This is a genomic window from Dongia sp. agr-C8 (assembly GCF_054658695.1).
Genome location: NZ_BAAGHZ010000002.1, coordinates 1,216,501 through 1,234,391, shown reverse-complemented (window position 1 = coordinate 1,234,391; position 17,891 = coordinate 1,216,501). Strand labels below are relative to the sequence as shown.

14 protein-coding genes are annotated in these 17,891 nt (G+C 66.5%); 3 read left to right on the top strand and 11 right to left on the bottom strand.

Annotation, left to right across the window (positions count from 1 at the left end):
- Positions 1-6: 6 nt before the first annotated feature.
- The 10 genes from hslO to ACYQ4T_RS13385 form a co-directional block, all read right to left on the bottom strand.
- A complete protein-coding gene (hslO, locus tag ACYQ4T_RS13430) occupies positions 7-921 on the bottom strand; it encodes an Hsp33 family molecular chaperone HslO (protein WP_459854820.1) in 915 nt (304 codons plus the stop codon).
- A 16-nt stretch (positions 922-937) separates the two neighbouring features.
- Positions 938-1,870, bottom strand: a complete 933-nt coding sequence (gene argF / locus ACYQ4T_RS13425) for an ornithine carbamoyltransferase (protein ID WP_459854818.1) — start codon at positions 1,868-1,870, stop codon at positions 938-940.
- A gap of 3 nt (positions 1,871-1,873) precedes the next feature.
- Positions 1,874-3,046, bottom strand: coding sequence for an acetylornithine transaminase (locus ACYQ4T_RS13420; RefSeq protein ID WP_459854815.1), 1,173 nt, complete (start codon positions 3,044-3,046; stop codon positions 1,874-1,876).
- A gap of 132 nt (positions 3,047-3,178) precedes the next feature.
- Positions 3,179-3,970 carry an ABC transporter permease gene (locus tag ACYQ4T_RS13415; protein ID WP_459854813.1) on the bottom strand — a complete coding sequence of 264 codons (792 nt, stop codon included), beginning with the start codon at positions 3,968-3,970 and terminating at the stop codon, positions 3,179-3,181.
- Entirely contained in the window at positions 3,970-4,764 is a 795-nt protein-coding gene (locus ACYQ4T_RS13410; RefSeq protein WP_459854810.1) for an ABC transporter permease, read from the bottom strand. Before ACYQ4T_RS13410 ends, ACYQ4T_RS13415 begins: the two co-directional genes overlap by 1 nt.
- An 81-nt stretch (positions 4,765-4,845) precedes the next feature.
- A complete protein-coding gene (locus tag ACYQ4T_RS13405) occupies positions 4,846-5,556 on the bottom strand; it encodes a DUF1868 domain-containing protein (RefSeq protein WP_459854807.1) in 711 nt (236 codons plus the stop codon).
- Between the two features lie 114 nt (positions 5,557-5,670).
- Positions 5,671-6,699 (bottom strand): ABC transporter permease, encoded by a 1,029-nt coding sequence (locus ACYQ4T_RS13400; RefSeq protein ID WP_459854805.1) that lies wholly within the window; start codon positions 6,697-6,699, stop codon positions 5,671-5,673.
- Positions 6,700-6,713: 14 nt separating this feature from the next.
- Entirely contained in the window at positions 6,714-8,240 is a 1,527-nt protein-coding gene (locus tag ACYQ4T_RS13395; protein WP_459854802.1) for a sugar ABC transporter ATP-binding protein, read from the bottom strand.
- Between the two features lie 87 nt (positions 8,241-8,327).
- Positions 8,328-9,344 carry a sugar ABC transporter substrate-binding protein gene (locus ACYQ4T_RS13390; protein WP_459854800.1) on the bottom strand — a complete coding sequence of 339 codons (1,017 nt, stop codon included), beginning with the start codon at positions 9,342-9,344 and terminating at the stop codon, positions 8,328-8,330.
- Positions 9,345-9,532: 188 nt separating this feature from the next.
- Positions 9,533-11,902 carry a glucose/quinate/shikimate family membrane-bound PQQ-dependent dehydrogenase gene (locus ACYQ4T_RS13385; RefSeq protein WP_459854798.1) on the bottom strand — a complete coding sequence of 790 codons (2,370 nt, stop codon included), beginning with the start codon at positions 11,900-11,902 and terminating at the stop codon, positions 9,533-9,535.
- 205 nt (positions 11,903-12,107) lie between these two features.
- On the opposite strand from ACYQ4T_RS13385, the gene ACYQ4T_RS13380 reads away from it, so the two are divergent.
- The 3 genes from ACYQ4T_RS13380 to ACYQ4T_RS13370 are packed head-to-tail and all read left to right on the top strand — an operon-like array spanning position 12,108 to position 15,938.
- Positions 12,108-13,508 (top strand): cytochrome ubiquinol oxidase subunit I, encoded by a 1,401-nt coding sequence (locus ACYQ4T_RS13380; protein WP_459854795.1) that lies wholly within the window; start codon positions 12,108-12,110, stop codon positions 13,506-13,508.
- Entirely contained in the window at positions 13,505-14,509 is a 1,005-nt protein-coding gene (cydB, locus tag ACYQ4T_RS13375; protein WP_459854792.1) for a cytochrome d ubiquinol oxidase subunit II, read from the top strand. Before ACYQ4T_RS13380 ends, cydB begins: the two co-directional genes overlap by 4 nt.
- A gap of 10 nt (positions 14,510-14,519) precedes the next feature.
- Complete coding sequence (locus ACYQ4T_RS13370; protein WP_459854790.1) at positions 14,520-15,938, top strand: FAD-binding oxidoreductase; 1,419 nt, start codon at positions 14,520-14,522, stop codon at positions 15,936-15,938.
- Here ACYQ4T_RS13370 and ACYQ4T_RS13365 read toward each other — a convergent pair.
- A complete protein-coding gene (locus ACYQ4T_RS13365) occupies positions 15,935-17,866 on the bottom strand; it encodes a S9 family peptidase (RefSeq protein ID WP_459854788.1) in 1,932 nt (643 codons plus the stop codon). The genes ACYQ4T_RS13370 and ACYQ4T_RS13365 overlap by 4 nt on opposite strands.
- Between the last annotated feature and the right edge of the window lie 25 nt (positions 17,867-17,891).

The window sequence follows — 17,891 nt, the reverse complement described above, 5'->3', positions numbered from 1 at the left end:
CTTCGGTCATGCCGGGTCCGGGGTGGTCTCTTCCAGGTCCGCCAGGGTGAAGCGGTACTTGCTGTTGCAGAACTCGCAGGTGACTTCCAGCGCGCCGTCGATTTCCAGCTCCTTGAGCTCGTCGCGCGGCAGCGAGCGCAGCACCGAGCCGACGCGCTGGCGCGAGCAGCGGCATTCCGCGCGCAGGACTTGGCCCTTGAACACCCGCACCCCGTCCTCGTGGAACAGCCGGTAGAGCAGGTCGTCGATCGGCAGCCCCTCGTCCAGCAGTTCCTTGGAGGTGCAGCTTGCGAGCAGGGTCACGGCGCGGCGCCAGGCATCGTCGTCGATCTCAACCGCGCTGGTCTGCTCCTCGCGCGGCAGCCTTTGCAGCATGATGACGCCGGAATGCCAATGCCCGTTCTGCCGGATGACGGCGAGCTTGAAGCCGGCCTTCAGCTGCTCCGACTGCTGGAAATAGTGCTGCACGCATTCGACCAGGTCGGCGCCAGTCAGCTCGACGATGCCCTGGTAGCGGTCGGTGTCCTCGCCCTGGTCGACGGTGAAGGCGAGGTAGCCGCCGCCGAGCAGACGGGGCAGGCTGGCATCGCCGGGCAGAGCGGCGACTGCCGCGGCATCGAATTGGGCATAGCCGCGCATCGCGCCGGCGGAGGTCACGTCCACCACCATCAGGCGGACCGCGCCCTCGCTCTTGGTCTGCAGCGTGAACACGCCTTCGTATTTCAGCGCGGAGGCGAGTGCCGCCGCGACCGTCAGCATCTCCGCCAGGAGACGCGCGACCGGTTCGGGATAGGCGTGTTTGTGGACGATCTCATCCACCGCGCGGGACAGCCGAACGGCACGGCCGCGGATGCCCAAGGCCTCGATCTGGAACGGGCGGATAAAGTCGGCGCCCGCTTGCGGCGCAGTTTCGACTCGCATTACGGCTTATTTAACGTCAGATCACGCCCAAGCACCAGAGCAAGATGCCCTGCTGCGCGTGGAGCCGGTTTTCCGCCTCGTCCCACACCACCGATTGCGGCCCGTCGATCACCGAAGCGGTCATCTCGTCGCCGCGATGGGCGGGCAGGCAATGCATGAAGACGGCACCCGGTGCCGCCAGCTTCATCATCGCGTCGTCGACCTGGAAGCGGCGCAGCTGCTCGGTGCGGTCCAGCGTGTCCGCATCGCCCATCGAGACCCAGGTGTCGGTCACGATGCAGTCGGCGCCCTTGGCCGCTTCATGCGGGTTGCTGGAGATTCGGACTTTGCCGCGGCCCTGCTTCTCCGCCCATTGCACCACGTCCTGCGGCGGCGCCAGGTTGCCGGGGCAGGCAATGTTGAGCTCGAAGCCGAACTGCACGGCGGCATGGATCCAGGAAGTCGCCATGTTGTTGCCGTCGCCGGACCAGGTCACGCGCTTGCCGGCGATCGCCCCGCGATGCTCCTCGAAGGTCATCACGTCGGCCATCAGCTGGCAGGGATGGGTGCGGTCGGTCAGGCCGTTGATCACCGGGACCGTGGCGTTGTCGGCCAGCTCCTTCAGCTTCTGTTCCTTGGTCGTGCGCACCATGATGCAATCGACATAGCGCGACAGCACCCGCGCGGTGTCGGCCACGGTCTCGCCGCGCCCCAATTGCGAGCTCTCGCGCTCCAGCACCACCGCATCGCCGCCGAGCTTCTTCATGCCGAGCTCGAAGGAGACGCGGGTGCGGGTGGACGGCTTCTCGAAGATCATCGCCAGCGCCCTGTCGGCCAGCGGCTTCTTGTTGCCGTTCGGGAATTCGCCGCGCTTCAGCGCCTTGCCGGCCTCGATGATGGTCCGCAGGGTTTCCGGCGGCAGCACGTCGAGATCCAGGAAGTGCCGGATCTCCGTCTTGGCTTGCGTCATGATTTATGCCGCCTTCGCCTGGGCCGCGATCTCGGCCAGCAGGTCGATGCCCTGGTCGAGCTCGGCTTCGGTCACGATCAGTGGCGGCAGCAGGCGCACCACATTGTCGGCGGCGCTGACCAGCAGCAGGCCCTTGGCCCGCGCCAGGTCGACGATCTCCGCGTTGGAGCCGGCGCATTTCAACCCGCGGATCAGGCCGATGCCGCGGGCCTCGACGAACACTTTTGGAAAGCGCTTCAGGAGGTCGCCGAGGCGCTTGTCGAGATGGCGGCCGAGCTTCGCGACATTGTCCAGGAAGCCCGGCGCCAGCATGACGTCCAGCACCGCATTGCCGATCGCCATGGCCAGCGGGTTGCCGCCGAAGGTCGAGCCGTGGCTGCCATGGCCGAAGGCCGCCGCGACCTTGGCGGTGGCGAGGCAGGCGCCCAGCGGGAAACCGCCGCCGATCGCCTTGGCAGTGGACATCAGATCCGGCGTGACCCCGGCCCATTCATGGGCGAACAGCTTGCCGGTGCGACCCATGCCGCACTGCACTTCGTCGAACATCAGCAGCAGGCCGAACTCGTCGCAGACCGTGCGCAGATCCTTCAGGAATTGCGCGTCGGCGGCGCGCATGCCGCCTTCGCCCTGCACCGGCTCGATCAGGATCGCCGCCGTCTCCGGGGTGATCCGGGCGCGCACCTCGTTCAGGTTGCCGAACGGCACCTGCTCGAAGCCCTCGACATTCGGCGCATAGCCCTTGAGATATTTTTCGTTGCCGGCGGCCGAGAGGGTGGCCAGCGTGCGGCCGTGGAATGCGCCTTCGAAGGCGATGACCTTGTAGCGGTTGGGATCGCCGAAATCGTCGTGATACTTGCGGATCAGCTTGAAGCCGCATTCCAGCGCCTCGGCGCCGGAATTGCCGAAGAACACCGCATCGGCGAAGCTCGCATCGGTCAGGCGCTCCGCCAGCTTCTCCTGGCCCGGCACCCGGAACAGGTTCGAGGTATGCCAGAGCTTGGCGCCCTGCTCCTGCAGGGTCTTCACCAGATGCGGATGGCAATGGCCGAGCGCGGTCACCGCGATGCCGCTGGTGAAATCGAGATAACGTCGCCCTTCCGCCGTGATGAGATAAGCACCCTCGCCCCGCTCGAAGGCGAGGTCGACCCGATTATAGGTGTTCATCAAGGCGTTCATGGTCGGCGTTCCGGCTCTGATTGCTGGGAAAAGAGCGCCGAATATCGGGGCCGGTCCCCCGAATGTAAAGACCCGGATTGTCCCCCCAGGGTCGAGACAATTCCGCGGTGAGAGCCATTTCTCCCCGTTAAATCAGGGCTTTAGCTTGTAGCCGGAGCGGAACCAGCGATAGGCCAGCGCGCCCAGCACCAGGTTGACGCCGGCCAGCACCAGGACATGGGTCATCGGGTCGCCCGCTTCGGTGCCGCTCATGCCGTAACGGAAGCCGGCGATCGCGTGGTAGAGCGGGTTCAGCTGCATCACGTCCTGGAACGCCGCTGGCAGTGCCTCGATCGGATAGAACACGCCCGAAAGGAATGAGAGCGGGACCAGGAGGAACGTGTGGATCGCCGAGAACTGGTCCCATTTCTCCGCCCAGATCCCGACCAGCAGCCCGACCAGCGAATGGAAGATCATGCCGAGCAAGCCGAAGGCGACGATGGCCCAGGGATGCGCGGCGCCGAGATCGGCGAAGACCAGGGTGAGCAGCGCCACCACCGCGCCGACCGCGATGCCGCCGAGGCAGTTCGCGCAGACATAGCCGATCAGCCGTTCGACCGGCGAGAGCGGCGCCATCAAGAGATCGCCGATGATCCGCTCGTGCTTGTCGAAGATGAAGCTGCCGGCCGCCGCCTCGTAGGCCTTCTCGCAGGCGGTGAAGATGATCACGCCCGGCGCGATGAAATTGATCAGCAGCTGCCCGCTCTCGTCGTTGTGCAAGGCGAGCCGGAACACCGCGAGGTAGAGCAGCGCGGTCACCGCCGGGCCGAGGAGCTGGTAGTTGTAGTCGGAGAGGCCGCGGCTGGCCTCGCGCTTCACCAGGGTCGCGAGACCCAAGCCGTTGACCGCGCCGAAACGCCGGATGCTGAGCCGTGCGGCGGTCATCAGGCTTTGAGGCGATAGCCGCGCTTGAGCCAGCGGTGCACGATCACCAGCAGCACCGCGTCGATGCCGAGCATCACGATGACCCCGGTCCAGACCGGCGCGTCGGCATGGCCGATGAAGCCGTAACGGAAGCCGTCGATCATGTAGAAGAAGGGATTCAAGTGCGCGATGGTCTGCCAGAGCTCCGGCAGTCGCGTGGTGGAATAGAAGGTGCCGGAGAGGAACGAGAGCGGCGTCACGATGAAATTGGTGATCGCCGCCAGGTGGTCGAACTTCTCGGCCCAGATCCCGGTCAGCATCCCGAGCAAAGCCATCAGCAGGCTGGCTGCGACCGCGTGGAAGATCACGAAGCCCGGATGCGCGATGTCGATCGGCACGAAGACCAGCATGGCGATGCCGGTGGTCAGGCCCACCACCACGCCCCGGGTGACGCCGCCGCCGGCGATCCCGATGGTCATCTCCAGCGCGTTCAAGGGCGGCATCAGCAGATCGACGATGTTGCCCTGCACCTTGGCGATCATCAGCGAGGAAGAGGTGTTCGCGAAGGCGTTTTGGGCGATGGTCATCATGATCAGACCCGGCACCAGGAAATCGACATAGGGCTCGCCGCCGATTTGATCGACGCGGTGCCCCAGCGCCAGCACGAAGACCGCGAGGAACAGCAGCCCGGTCACCAGCGGCGCCAGCACGGTCTGGGTCGCGACCGTCCAGAAGCGCCGCACCTCCTTGCCGTAGAGGGTGGCAAGGCCGATCCAGTTGACGGCGCCATAGCGGCGGGAGGAGAGCGGGAGCATGGGCGATCGAGCGGGTCTGTTGCGGAGCGCGAAGGTACCCGCCGGCCCTGCCCCTGGCAACAATCCCCTCGCGCAGGCGTTTCAGGCCAGAATCAACAACTCCTCGAATTGCCTCATGTCCCGGAACCGGCAGAAGGCGGGTTCCCGGAGCTGGATCTCCGGCGCTTCGCGCTGCAGCAAAGCGAGGCCGTCATCCAGCGCCGCCTGCCACTGCGTCGCCGCTGCGTCGGGGATGCCGCGGATCACATAGGCGAAGGTGATGTGGAAGCTGTAGGCCTCGTGATCCGGATGCCGATAGCCGAAGATCCGCGCCAGCTTGTCGCGCCAGGCCTGCATCACCTGCCGGTCCTGCTCGGTGACGCCTTCGACGGTGATTCCGGTCGGCGTCACCGCGGCCGCGCGAACCGAGAACGGACCGCAGCCGTCGAACCCGTCCAGCCGGCTCATCATGCGCCGGGTCATGTCGTCGATGCCGAGATGGAGCGGGATGTCGGCCGGCCAATAGGGATGCCTGCGGCGCGTGTCGACCACGCCCTGGAACAAGGTCATATGCAGGCTGGCGGCCGGGGTGAAGGCGAGGCAGTCGGCGCCGGGTAGCCGCAGCAGCCGTTCGCGCAGCTGCAGGATCGCGCCTTCCGAGGCCGAGCGCCGCTGCAGGTGGCAGACGATGGTGTTGCCCGCCTCGGGCAGGAAGTTCCCGGCGGCGTCGTAGCGGATGCCGAGCCGCGGCGGGGGCACGTCCAGGCGGCTCGCGAGGAAGGGCGCGAGGGACGGGCTGATCGTGTCGAGCATGGAACCTCCAGGCGGGAAAGCCTGTGAGACTACCCCGCCCGGATGTCAGTCATGTGAAGGAGCGCGACTTTATTCCGTGCCCCGTTATTCCGTGCCCCGTTATTCCGTGCCCCGTTATTCCGTGCTCTGCATCTGCTGCGCCCGCAGGTTCTGGGCGTAGACGTTGATGATGAGCGCGGTCAGCAGGATCAGGCCGCGGATCAGGATCTTCAGGAAGGAGTCGATCTGGATATGGTCGAGGCCGTTGTTGAGCACACCCAGCACGCAGAGGCCGATGATCGTGTTGCCGATGCCGCCGCGCCCGCCGAACAGCGAGGTACCGCCGACCACCACCGCGGAAATCGCATCCAGCAGGAAGCCGTTGAACTCGTCCTGTTGTGCACTGCCGAAATAGGCGACGCCGAGCATGCCCGAGGTGCCGGCGCAGAAGGCCGAGATCACCATCACCGCGCCCAGGATCAGCTTCACGTTGACGCCGGAGAATTCCGCCGCCTCGCGATTGCCGCCCACCATGTAGACGTAGCGGCCGAACCGCGTATAGGTCAGCACCAGGTGCCCAACCGCGAGGAACAGGGCCAGCACGATCACGATCCAGGGCACCCCGCCGATCGATTCGGTGCCGAGGTAGGAGACCTGCGCCGGCACGGCGTAGAGGATCTGGCCGCGCACCAGCAGCGCGCAGATGCCGGCCGCGATCTGCATCATGGCGAGCGTCATGATGAACGACGGAATGCCGATCTTGGTCATGCCGATCGCGTTGATGAAGCCGAGGATCAGGCAGCCGATCAGCGCCAGCACGATCGCCATGCCGCCGGACAAGGGCACGTTGGCGACGTTCACATAGGATTCCTGCGCGGTGAAATAGGCGACCGCGATGCCGGTCGCGTTCGCCACCGCCGCGAAGGAGAGGTCGATCTCGGCGCAGAGAATCACGAATGTCAATCCCACCGCCATGATGCCGGCGATCGAGATGTTGGTGAGGATGTTGCCGAGATTGTCGATCGTGAAGAAGGACGGGCTGGCGAAGCTGAAGAACACGACCAGCGCGATCAGCGTCACGAAGGGCGCGATGTTGCGCATCTGCGCGCGCAGGAAATTCTTGAGCTTGAGGCTGCTGCTCGATGCGGTGGTGGTGGCGTTCATCTTCTGGCTATCCCCTATGCGGCCTCGAGCAGCCGGTCCTTGCTGATGGTTTGGCTGGCGAATTCCTTGACGATCCGCCCTTTCTTCATGACGACGATGCGGTCGGCCAGCGACAGCACGGTCTCGGGCTCGGCCGAGACCACCACCACCGCCATGCCCTGGTCGCGCAGGCCGCGGACGATCTTTACCACGTCGTCCTTGGCGCCGACATCCATGCCGCGCGTCGGCTCGGACAGCACCAGCACCTTGGTCGGATAGGCCAGCCACTTGGCCAGCGCCACTTTCTGCTGGTTGCCACCGGATAGCCCGCCCAGCAGCGTCTTCACATTGGGCGGCCGGATGTTGAGCGCCTTGGCCTGCCTGTCGGCGATGCTGCGCTCGACCGCGGGCTTCAGCCAGAGCCGCGAGATCCGCCCCAATGAACTGATCGACACGTTCTTATAGACCGGCTCGTGATAGAACAGCATCGAGCGCCGGCTCTCCGGCACGAAGGCAATCCCGGCCTTGCGCGCCTGCGCCGTGTTCTTGAAGCGGATCGGCTTGCCCTCGATCGTGAGGCCGCCGGCCTCGGGCTTCAGCTTGCCGAACAAGGCGCGCGCCAGCTCCAGCTGGCCGCAGCCCATGAAGCCGTAGATCCCCAGCACTTCGCCGGCCCTGACCTCGAGCGAGATGTCGGAGAAGGCGCGGCCGGAGCCCAGGTCCCTGGTGGCGAGCACCACCGGCGCCTGCGGCTTGCTGTCGAGCGCGATCTCGCCGGTATAGGTCTCTTCCAGGCCTTCGTGGCCGCGGCCGATCATCTGCTCGATGACCCAGCTCTTGTTGATCTTCGGCACCGGCTCGGTCGCGACCCGGCGCCCGTTGCGGAAGATGGTGACGGTGTCGGAGATCTCCAGGATGTCGTCGAGGAAATGCGAGATGAAGACGATCGAGCGGCCACTGGCCTTGACGCCCTGCAGCACCTCAAAGAGGCGCCGCACTTCCGGCGGCGACAGCGCCGAGGTCGGCTCGTCGAGAATGATGATCCGGGCGCCGGAATAGAGCACGCGCGCCAGTTCGATCAGCTGCTGCAGGCCGATCGGCAGCGAGCCCATGGTCGCGCGCGGGTCGACGTCGATGCCCAGCATCTCCAGCTGGCGCTTGGCGCCTTCGCGCATCGCTTTCCAGTCCACGACGCCGTTCCTGGTGGGCTGCTTGCCGAGATAGACGTTCTCCGCGACCGAGAGGTCGGGGACGATCGAAAGCTCCTGGTGCACCATGCCGATCCCGGCATGCAGCGCATCGCGCGCCGAATGGAAATGCACCTGCTTGCCGTCCAGCAGCATCTTGCCGCTGTATTCGGTATGCACGCCGGCGATGATCTTCATCATGGTCGACTTGCCGGCGCCGTTCTCGCCGACCAGGCCATGAATCTCGCCCTCGCGCAGCTCGAAATCGACATCGCGAAGCGCGGCGACGCCGCCGAAGGATTTGGAGATTCCTTCCATCCGCAAACGCGGCACCGCGGCGGATTCGGAAGTAGGATTCTGGGACTCAGCCTGCATATTCACTCGCCACCCGGACATGAAAGCGGCCGGGAGCGCCCTGATTGGACGCTCCCGGCCCCCTAAGGGTCCTTATCCGCAGTCAGTTTAGATCAGGAAGTGATCCTGCATCCACTGCATGCCGGCCGCGTTGTCCTTGGTGACGACGGGGCCGTCGGTGACGATGTTCTTCGGGATGCCGTTGCCGGTCTTTTCGCCGTTGACCGCCGCCACGCCGGCGACGATCGCACCGCCATGGATCCGGCAGGACGGGTTGCGGACCGTCGCATGCATCCGGCCGTCGGCGACCGCCGCCAGTGCCGGCGGCATAGCGTCGGTGCCGCCGATCTTGATCTCGGTGCGGCCCTTGGCCTTCATGACGTTGTAGGCGGCGAGCGCCATGTCGTCATTGTGGAAGTAGGCCGCGTCGATCTGCGGATACTTGGTGAGATAGGTCTCCCAGAGCCGCGCCGCCTTGGTGACGTCCCAATCCGCCGGCTGGTCGTCCAGCACCTCGACGCCCGGATACTGGGCGACGACCTGCTTGAAGCCCGCCGCACGCCCCTGGGCGCCGGTATGGCCGAGCGCGCCCTGGGTCATGATCACCTTGCCCTTGCCGCCGATCGCCGACATCAGCGACTGCGTCACCGCAGCGCCCATGAAGACGTTGTCCGGCGCCAGGAGGGCGTGGACGTCGATCTGGTCCAGCGGTGCGATCAGCGTGTCCATGTCGATCACCGGGATGCCGGCGTCGATCATCTTCTTCACCGGCTGCGTCAAGGTGCCGATGCCGAAGGCCTGGATCGCGACGAAGTCCCACTTCTGCGAGGCCATGTTGTCGATCGCGGCGCGCTGCTTCACGGCATCGAGCTGGCCGTCGAACCAGGTCACTTCCACGTTATAGAGCTTGCCCCAATATTCCGCGGCCTGCTTGCCCTGGGCGCACCAGGTCGCCTGCAGACCGGCGTTGGAGAACGCAGCCTTCAGCGGCTTCTCGGAACGCCCAGCCGCGACCGCTTGTGCCGCCGCTTCTTTGATTCCGAGGCCGCCGACGAGAGCCGCGGCGCCTCCCAACGACGCGCCCGCCAGGAAGCCACGCCGATTGGTCTTCGGTAGATCCGTCATTATTTTCCTCCCAAGGAAACTTGCTTATAGCTGCAAGACCTGGAAAGTATGGCAGGCGTTTTGTCGTGCCACAAGACCGGACCAGCCTTGGTCCCCCTATTTATCGGACAAATAAGCCGGGGGTAGGGAAGCGCCGAACGCGGCACCTTCTTTTGCACTGCGGCAAACCCTCAAGAAACCTCAGCCCCTCAATCGGCCAGGCGATACGCGATCACGTAATCGCCGCGCTTGGTGCCGAACGAGCCGTGGCCGCCGGCCGCCGTCACCACGTATTGCTGTCCGTTGATGGCGTAGGTCATCGGCGTCGACTGGCCGCCGGCCGGCAGCCGGTCTTTCCAGATTTCGCGGCCGTCGCTCACATCGTAAGCGCGGATATAGTAATCCTGCGTGCCGGTCGCGAAGGCGACGCCGCCCGCGGTCGTGATCGGGCCGCCGAGACTTGGCACGCCCATCTTCAGCGGGATCGGCAGCGGCGCCACGTCGCGGATCGTGCCGTTGCGGTGCATCCAGGCGATCTGCATCGATTTGAGATCGATGGCCGCCATGAATCCCCAGGGCGGTCGCAGGCAGGGCAGGCCGATCGGCGAAAGGAAGGGGTGCAGCACCACGCCGAAGGGCGTGCCGTACATCGGCTGGATGCCGGTCTCGCTGCCGTGATGCAGCGATTGGTCCGGCTGATCGGGATTGTCCGGCCCGCGCGGGATCAGCCGCGAGACGAAGGGAATGGCGATCGGGTTGGCGATTGCGATCTGCCGCTTGGGATCGACCGCGAGTCCGCCCCATTCGAACATGCCGAGATTGCCGGGGAAGATCAGGCTGCCCTGCTCGGAAGGCGGCGTGAACGGTCCCTCGTAACGCAGCCTGTGGAACTGAATGCGGCAGGCGAGCTGGTCGAAGAGTGTCGCGCCCCACATATCGGCTCCGGTCAAGTTGCGCTCTGGCCGGAAGCTCAAGTCGGAAAAGGGCTGGGTCGGCGAAACGCGATCGCCTTCCGCCGCGCCTTGCGGCACCGGTCTTTCCGGCGCCGCCACGATCAGTTTTCCGTTGCGCCGGTCGAGCACGAAGATGTTGCCGGTCTTCGCCGGTTGCAGGATCGCCGGGACCGTGCCGCCGTCCCGCGCCGGCAGATCGACCAGGCTCGGCTGCGCCGGCAGGTCCATGTCCCAGAGATCGTGGTGCACCGTCTGGTATGACCAAACCCGCTTGCCGGTATTGATGTCGAGCGCCACCAGCGCGTTGGCATAGCGCTCCGATAATTCGGAGCGGTTGCCGCCCCAGATGTCCGGCGTCTGCACGCCCATCGGCAGGTAGAGCAAGCCGAGCTTGGGATCGTAGGCCGGCGTGATCCAGGCATTCGGCGAGTTGTTGGTATATCTGTGGGTCGCGGAAGCGAGCGCATTCTCATCCGCGGCGCCGGAATCCCAGGCCCAGACCAGGCGGCCGGTGTAGAGATCGAAGCCGCGGATCACGCCGGACGGCAGGTCGGTCGAGTAGTTGTCCATGACGGAAGCCGCGGCCACCACGATCTTCTCGCCGACGACCGGCGGCGAGGTCGGCTCATAGAAGCTGTAGGTCGGCGCCCCCATCCCCTGCTGCAGGTCGAGCACACCGTGATCGCCGAAGCCTTCGCAAGGCTTGCCGCTATCGGCATCGACCGCGATCAGGCGTCCGTCATTCACCGGCAGGAAGATGCGCTTCCGGCATTCGGCCGGCGCCGGCGCGCCGGTCGTGTCGGTCGCACCGTCCGCGGTCTCGTGATAGGAGACGCCGCGGCAGGTCAGGTGCTGGAAACGCGGATCGGATTTGAGCTGCGGGTCATAGCGCCAGCGCTCCTTGCCGGTCTTCGCATCCAGCGCGAACAGGATCTGGTGCTGCGAGCAGAGATAGAGCATGTCGCCGACCTTGATCGGCGTCACCTCGAAGGTGGTCTCGGCGGAATCGTTCGGACCCTGGCCGTCCCCGGTGCGGAAGGTCCAGGCGACTTCCAGGCGGTTGACATTCTCCGGCGTGATCTCGGTGAGCGGCGAATAGCGCTGCCCGAACTGGCTGCGGCCATAGGCGCGCCAGTCCGAATCGGGTTGGCCCTCGCTCGCGCCCGGATTGCCCGCCGCCGACGGCGTTGCAGCGAGCGTGGCTTCCCGCTCATGCACATTCGTGGTCAGCCCGAGCACCAGCACGATCGCGCTCAGGGCCACGCCGGCCCAGAGCGGCGTCGCCGCCATGCCCGCCGTCACCCGTCCGTCGTTTCGGAGATTCCGCGTAACCCAGGGGCAGAGCAGCCAGAGCGCCAGGGGGAACAGAATGTCGCCGCGCGCCGCCAGCGGCCACCAGTCGAAGCCGATTTCCCAGACCGACCAGCCGAGCGTGCCCACGAGCACCGCGGCATAGACCCAGAGCGCCTCGCGCCGCCGCAGGATCAGCAGACCCGCAACGATGAGCATGCCGATCCCGGCCAACGCGTAGTAGGCCGAGCCGCCGAGTGCGACCAGCCAGCCGCCCCCGATGAGGAGGGCGAGACCGATCAGTCCAAGAACCACGCCGGTGACGGGTGCCGTCATGAAACTGTCCTGCCGCGGTCCGCGGCTTGCTGTTGGCCCCGGCTAGAGAACAGCAGGCCGCGCAGTGAGTTCCGCAACGCCCTCGGTCTTCGCTGCACTCGACCGATACCTGACGATGAACGGGCTGCGACGTAAGGGTTGCGGACTTTCGCCGCGAAGATCGCCTATACTCGGCGCCACGTCCGTTCTCTCCGGGAGTGCATCCGTGGAATTCGACGCCCTTCTGCTCTCGCGCCTGCAATTCGTCTGGGTCGTGGCCTGGCATATCCTGCTGCCGGCCTTCACCGTCGGCCTCGCCTCCTTCATCGCGATGCTCGAAGGTCTGCACCTCGCCACCGGCAAGCCGGTCTATTTCCGGCTCTCCGGATTCTGGACCAAGATCTTCGCGGTCTCCTTCGGCATGGGCGTGGTCTCCGGCATCGTGATGCCGTTCCAGTTCGGCACCAACTGGAGCCGCTTCTCCGATGCGACGGCCGACGTGCTCTCGCCGCTGCTGGCCTATGAAGGCCTGATGGCCTTCTTCCTGGAATCCGCCTTCCTCGGCGTGCTGCTGTTCGGCCGCAGCCTGGTGCCGAAATGGGCGCATTTCGTCGCCGCGCTGATGGTGGCCGGCGGCACCTTGTTCTCCTCCTTCTGGATCCTCTCGACCAACAGCTGGATGCAGACCCCGGCCGGCTACGCGATCGAGAACGGCCGTTTCGTGCCGGTGGACTGGATGGCGATCATCTTCAACCCCTCCTTCCCCTATCGCCTGGCGCATACCGTGACCGGCTTCTACGTCACGACCGGCTTCGTGGTGATCAGCGTCGCCGCCTATTACATGCGCCGCGGCCGCTTCATCGAGGAAGCGCGCAGCATGTTCTCGATGACCCTCTGGCTGCTGACCGTGCTGGTGCCGCTGCAGATCGTCATCGGCGACCTGCACGGCCTCAACACCCGCGAGCACCAGCCGGCCAAGCTGGCCGCGATCGAGGCGCGCTGGGAGACGGCATCGCGCGTGCCCTTGAGCCTCTTCGCCATCCCCGACCAGGAGGCGGAGACCAACCATTTCGAGATCGAGATCCCGGTGCTGGGCAGCCTCATCCTCGCGCATGACCCCGACGGCACGGTGCAGGGCCTGAAGGACTTCCCGAAGGCAGACCGCGCCCCGGTGATTATCCCCTATTTCGCCTTCCGCATCATGGTCGGCCTGGGCCTCGTCATGCTGGCGATCGTGGTCGCGAGCCTGTGGCTGCGGCTGCGCCGCGACCTCTACCTCGCCGAATGGTTCCTGAAGGCCTGCCAGTATGCGGCGCCGATCGGCTTCCTCGCCGTGCTGGCCGGCTGGACCACGACCGAGGTCGGGCGCCAGCCCTGGACCGTCTACGGCCTGCTCCGGACCGCCGATTCCGTGACGCCCTCCCTGAGCGGCACCGACGTCGCGCTCTCGCTCGCCGGCTACATGATCGTCTATCTCATCATGTATCCGGCCGGCGGCCTCATGATGATGAAGCTGGTGAAGCGCGGCCCGGCCGACCAGCATCACGATGCAGTCGAGAGCGGCCGGCCGCGCGGCCCGGTCGAAGCCCTGCCGTTCGCCGAAGGCCGCGAGGGGAGGCAGCCATGATCGACTTCGTCCCGCTCTGGACCGTCATCCTCGGCCTCGGCGTCTTCCTCTATGTGATGCTGGACGGCTTCGACCTCGGGGTCGGCATCCTCTACGGCTTTGCGCCCAACACCACGGCGCGCAACCTGGTGATGAACTCAATCGCGCCGATCTGGGACGGCAACGAAACCTGGCTGGTGCTGGGCATCGTCGGCCTGCTGGCCGCCTTCCCCCTGGCCTTCGCGATCATCGTGCCCGCGGTCTATTTTCCGATCCTGGTGATGCTGCTGGCCCTGGTGTTCCGCGGCACCGCCTTCGAGTTCCGCTTCCGCGATTCCGAGCACCGCACCTTCTGGGACCACGCCTTCTGCTACGGCTCGGCCCTCGCCACCTTCAGCCAGGGCGTCGTGCTCGGGGCCTTCATCCAGGGCTTCGAGGTCGAGGGCCGGCATTTCGTCGGCAGCTCCTTCGACTGCTTCACGCCCTTCTCGCTCTTCACCGGGGTCGCGCTGCTGTTCGGCTACGGCCTGCTCGGCGCGGGCTGGCTGATCCTGAAGACCGAGGGCGAGCTCCAGGCCTGGGCCCGCCGCTGGGGCTTCCGCTGCTTCATCGGCGTCGGGCTTGCCGTGGCCGTCGTCAGCATCTGGACCCCGCTTGCCGACCCGGCGATCAAGGCGCGCTGGTTCTCCTGGCCCAACATCGCCTTCCTGGCGCCCGTGCCGGTGATCACCGCGGCACTGGCGATCTGGGAATGGCGCGCGTTGCGCAGCAGCACCGCCGAAGTCTCGCCCTTCGTCGCGGCGATCTGCCTCTTCGCGATGTCCTATCTCGGCGTCGCGATCAGCCTCTGGCCGATGATCGTGCCGCACCACTTCACCCTCTGGGAGGCGGCATCGGTCCCCAGCACGCAAGCCTTCCTCGCCGTCGGCACGCTGTTCCTGCTCCCCGTGATCCTGATGTACACGGGCTGGTCCTACTGGGTGTTCCGCGGCAAGGTCCGTGCCGACATCGGCTATCACTGAGCGACGCAGCATGCCCGATCCCGCCGTCCTCGCCGAGCTGCGCGCGATCCTGGGCGACAGCGGTCTCCTCACGGAGGAAACCGATCGCGCGCCCTACGAGTCCGGCGCGCGCTATGACCGCGGCACCGCCGCTTTCGTCGCCCGCCCGAAATCCACCGACGAAGTCTCGCGGACCGTTGCGATCTGCGTGCGCCACGGTATCGCCTTGATCCCGCAATCCGGCAATACCGGCGTGGTCGCCGGCTCGACGCCGGATGCCAGCGGCACGCAGGCGATCCTCAGCCTCGATCGCCTGACCGCGCCCTTCGCGCTGGATCGCGTCAACCGCTCGGTCACCGCCGGCGCCGGCTTGCGGCTCTCCGCGCTCAACCAGCGCCTCGCCGCCGACCACCTGTTCTTCCCGATCGATCTCGGCGCCGATCCCCGGCTCGGCGGCATGATCGCCACCAATACCGGCGGCTCGCGCTTCCTGCGCTACGGCGACGTCCGCCGCAACACGCTGGGGCTGACCGTGGTGCTCGCCGACCGCGACGGCACCGTGCTCGCTCTTTCTTCGGGGCTGCGCAAGAATAACACCGGCGCCGATTGGAAGCAGCTCTTCATCGGCACCTCGGGCAGCTTCGGCGTCGTCACCGAATGCGTGCTCAACCTCGAGCCGCTGCCGCAGCAGACCGCCGCGGCGCTGCTGGTGCCGGCCTCGGAGCAATGCGTCCCCGACCTGCTGGTGGCGATGGAACAGGCGCTCGGCGGTTATCTCTCGGCCTTCGAGGGCATGTCGAAGAACGCGATGGCCGCGGCCCTCGCGCACGCACCGTCGCTGCGCAATCCCTTCGCCGGCGGCGCGGTCCCGGATTTCGCGATCCTCGCCGAGGTCTCGCGCAGCTGGCCGGCGCGCGGCGGCGAGCAACCGCTCTCCGCCGTGCTCGAAGAGGTGCTCGCCGATCTCCTGAACCGCGACACACCGCTCATCGCCGATGCCCTGGTCGGCCGCGCCGAGGAGATGTGGGCGCTCCGCCATGCGCTCTCCGAAGGCGTGCGGCAATCCGGCAAGCTCTTCGCCTTCGACCTCTCCTTCCGGCGCGGCGACATCATGCGCTTCAGCAGCCATATGAAGGCCGAGTTGCCCCGGCGCTTCCCGGGGATCACGGTCTGCGACTTCGGCCATGTCGGCGATGGCGGCGTCCATTTCAACCTGGTCCTCCCGAAGGCCGATCCGCGCGCCGCCGACCCGGCTTTCGAGCAGGGCCTGCGCGACTTTGTCGTCGCCGTCGCGGTCGAAGGTTTCGCCGGCAGCTTCAGCGCCGAGCACGCGATCGGCCGGCGGAACCAGGGCATGTATGCGCGCTACACCGCGGCCGAGCTGCGCCGACTGGCCGCCCAGTTCAAGGCATCGACCTCGCCCGGCCCGCTCGGCGCGGTCGAGCTCTAGAGATAGCGCAGGCCGGAGCGCGTCAGCAGCGCGGCGTAGAAATAGAGCTCGGCATCCAGCGCGCGGCGGATGTTCTCCGCCTTGCGGAAGCCGTGCTGCTCGCCCTCGAACAGCAGGTAGCCGACCGGCACGTTCCGCGCCTTCAGGCCATCGACCATCATCTGGGTCTGGTTCGGCGGCACCACCTCGTCCTCGGTGCCCTGGAAGAAGATCACCGGCACCGTCAGCTGGTCGATGTGGTTGATCGGAGAGCGCTCGGCATAGATCTTCTCGTCCTCGGGATAGGGACCGATCAGCCAGTCGAGATAGCGCGATTCGAATTTATGCGTGTCGCGCGCCAGCGCCGCGAGATCGCTGACGCCGTAATGACTGGCGCCGGCGCTGAAGGTCTTCGCCGGCGCGGTCAGCGCCCGCAAGGTGGTGTAACCGCCGGCGCTGCCGCCCCGGATCGCCAGCCGCGCCGGATCCGCGTTGCGCGTCGACACCAGGTGCCGCGCGCCGCAAGCGCAGTCCTCGACGTCGACGATCCCCCAGGTCTTCTCCAGGCGTAGCCGATAGGCGCGGCCATAGCCGGTGCTGCCGCGATAGTTCACGTCGAGCAGGCCAAACCCCCGGCTGGTCCAATACTGGACCGAGAAGCTGAGCGTGTGGCTGGTGGTCGCGGTCGGCCCGCCATGGCTCTTCACCAGCACCGGCACCTGCTCGCCGGCGGGCGCGCTGTAGTCCTTCGAAGCCGGCGGATAATAGAAGGCATGCGCGATCTCGCCGCCGGTGGTCGGAAAGGCGATCGCCTCGGGTATCGAGATGTAAGGCCGCAGCGCTTCGCTCACCACGGCCGACGCCCGGATCACCCGCTCGGCGCCGCTCTCGAGATCGAGCGCGACCAGCGCCTCCGGCTCGGTTCCGCTGCCGCCGAGGAAGACCACCCCGCCCGCGCCGACGCGGATCTGCGAGATCTCGGTAAACCGCGTGGCGATGTCGGTGAGCTTGCCCGCGCCGGTGTCGAGGCTGCCGAGCTTCCAGATCCCGTCCTTGACATAGGCGCAGATGATCCGGCCGTCGGCGGCGAAGCCGTAGGTGGACATGTTGAAATTCCACTGCGCCTTGCCGAACTCGGCTTCCATTTCCAGCACGCACTCGACCCGGCCGTTGCGCAGGCAATGCAGGTTCCACCAGCCGCTCTCCCGGTCGGAGACGAAGAACAGCGCGCCGGCCGGCGACCATTGCGGCTGGAACAGCGCTTCATCGGGTCCACCGGCGACCTTTCGCGGGTTTCCGAGACTTCCGTCCTCCGCCACCCCGGCCAGCCAGAGCTCGGTCGTGACCCAGGGCATGTTGGGATGATCCCAGGTCAGCCAGGCCAGCTGGCTGCCATCCGGGCTGAGCTTCGGCGCCGCGTAGAAGTCATGGCCGGACGCGACGATGCGGGGCGGGGTCGCGCCGTCGATGTCCACCCGCACCAACGCGTTTCGAACCTCGCCCGGCGCCGTGTGATCCTCCTGCACCAGGAAGATGCAATTCCGCCGCCGATCGATCGCGCCGTCGGCGTAGCGTAAAGCGGCAGCCGCGCCATTGGCGGCCGGCGCCGTGATCGGCCGTGGCGCCGCAGCGGGGTCCTGGCGATACAGGCGCTGGTCGGCGTAGTTGGAAAAGAACACCCGCCCGGCATCGACCGCGAAGGCGCCGCCGCCATATTCATGCACCCGCGTGCGGACGTTCCAGGCGTTGTCGTCGTCGGGCGTCATCGCTTCGACCGCGCCGTCGCCGCGCTGCCGATAGACCAGGATGCGGCCTTTCTTCTCCGGCTGGGATTCGGTCCAATAGATGTCGGCGCCGTCCAGCATCACCTGGTCGAGCCGGATCGCATCGGCGGTGACCAGATCGGACGTGATCGGAGAAGCCCAGGAGCCATAGGGGGCGATCGGCATCGGTCTACCTCATCGAAACTTTGTC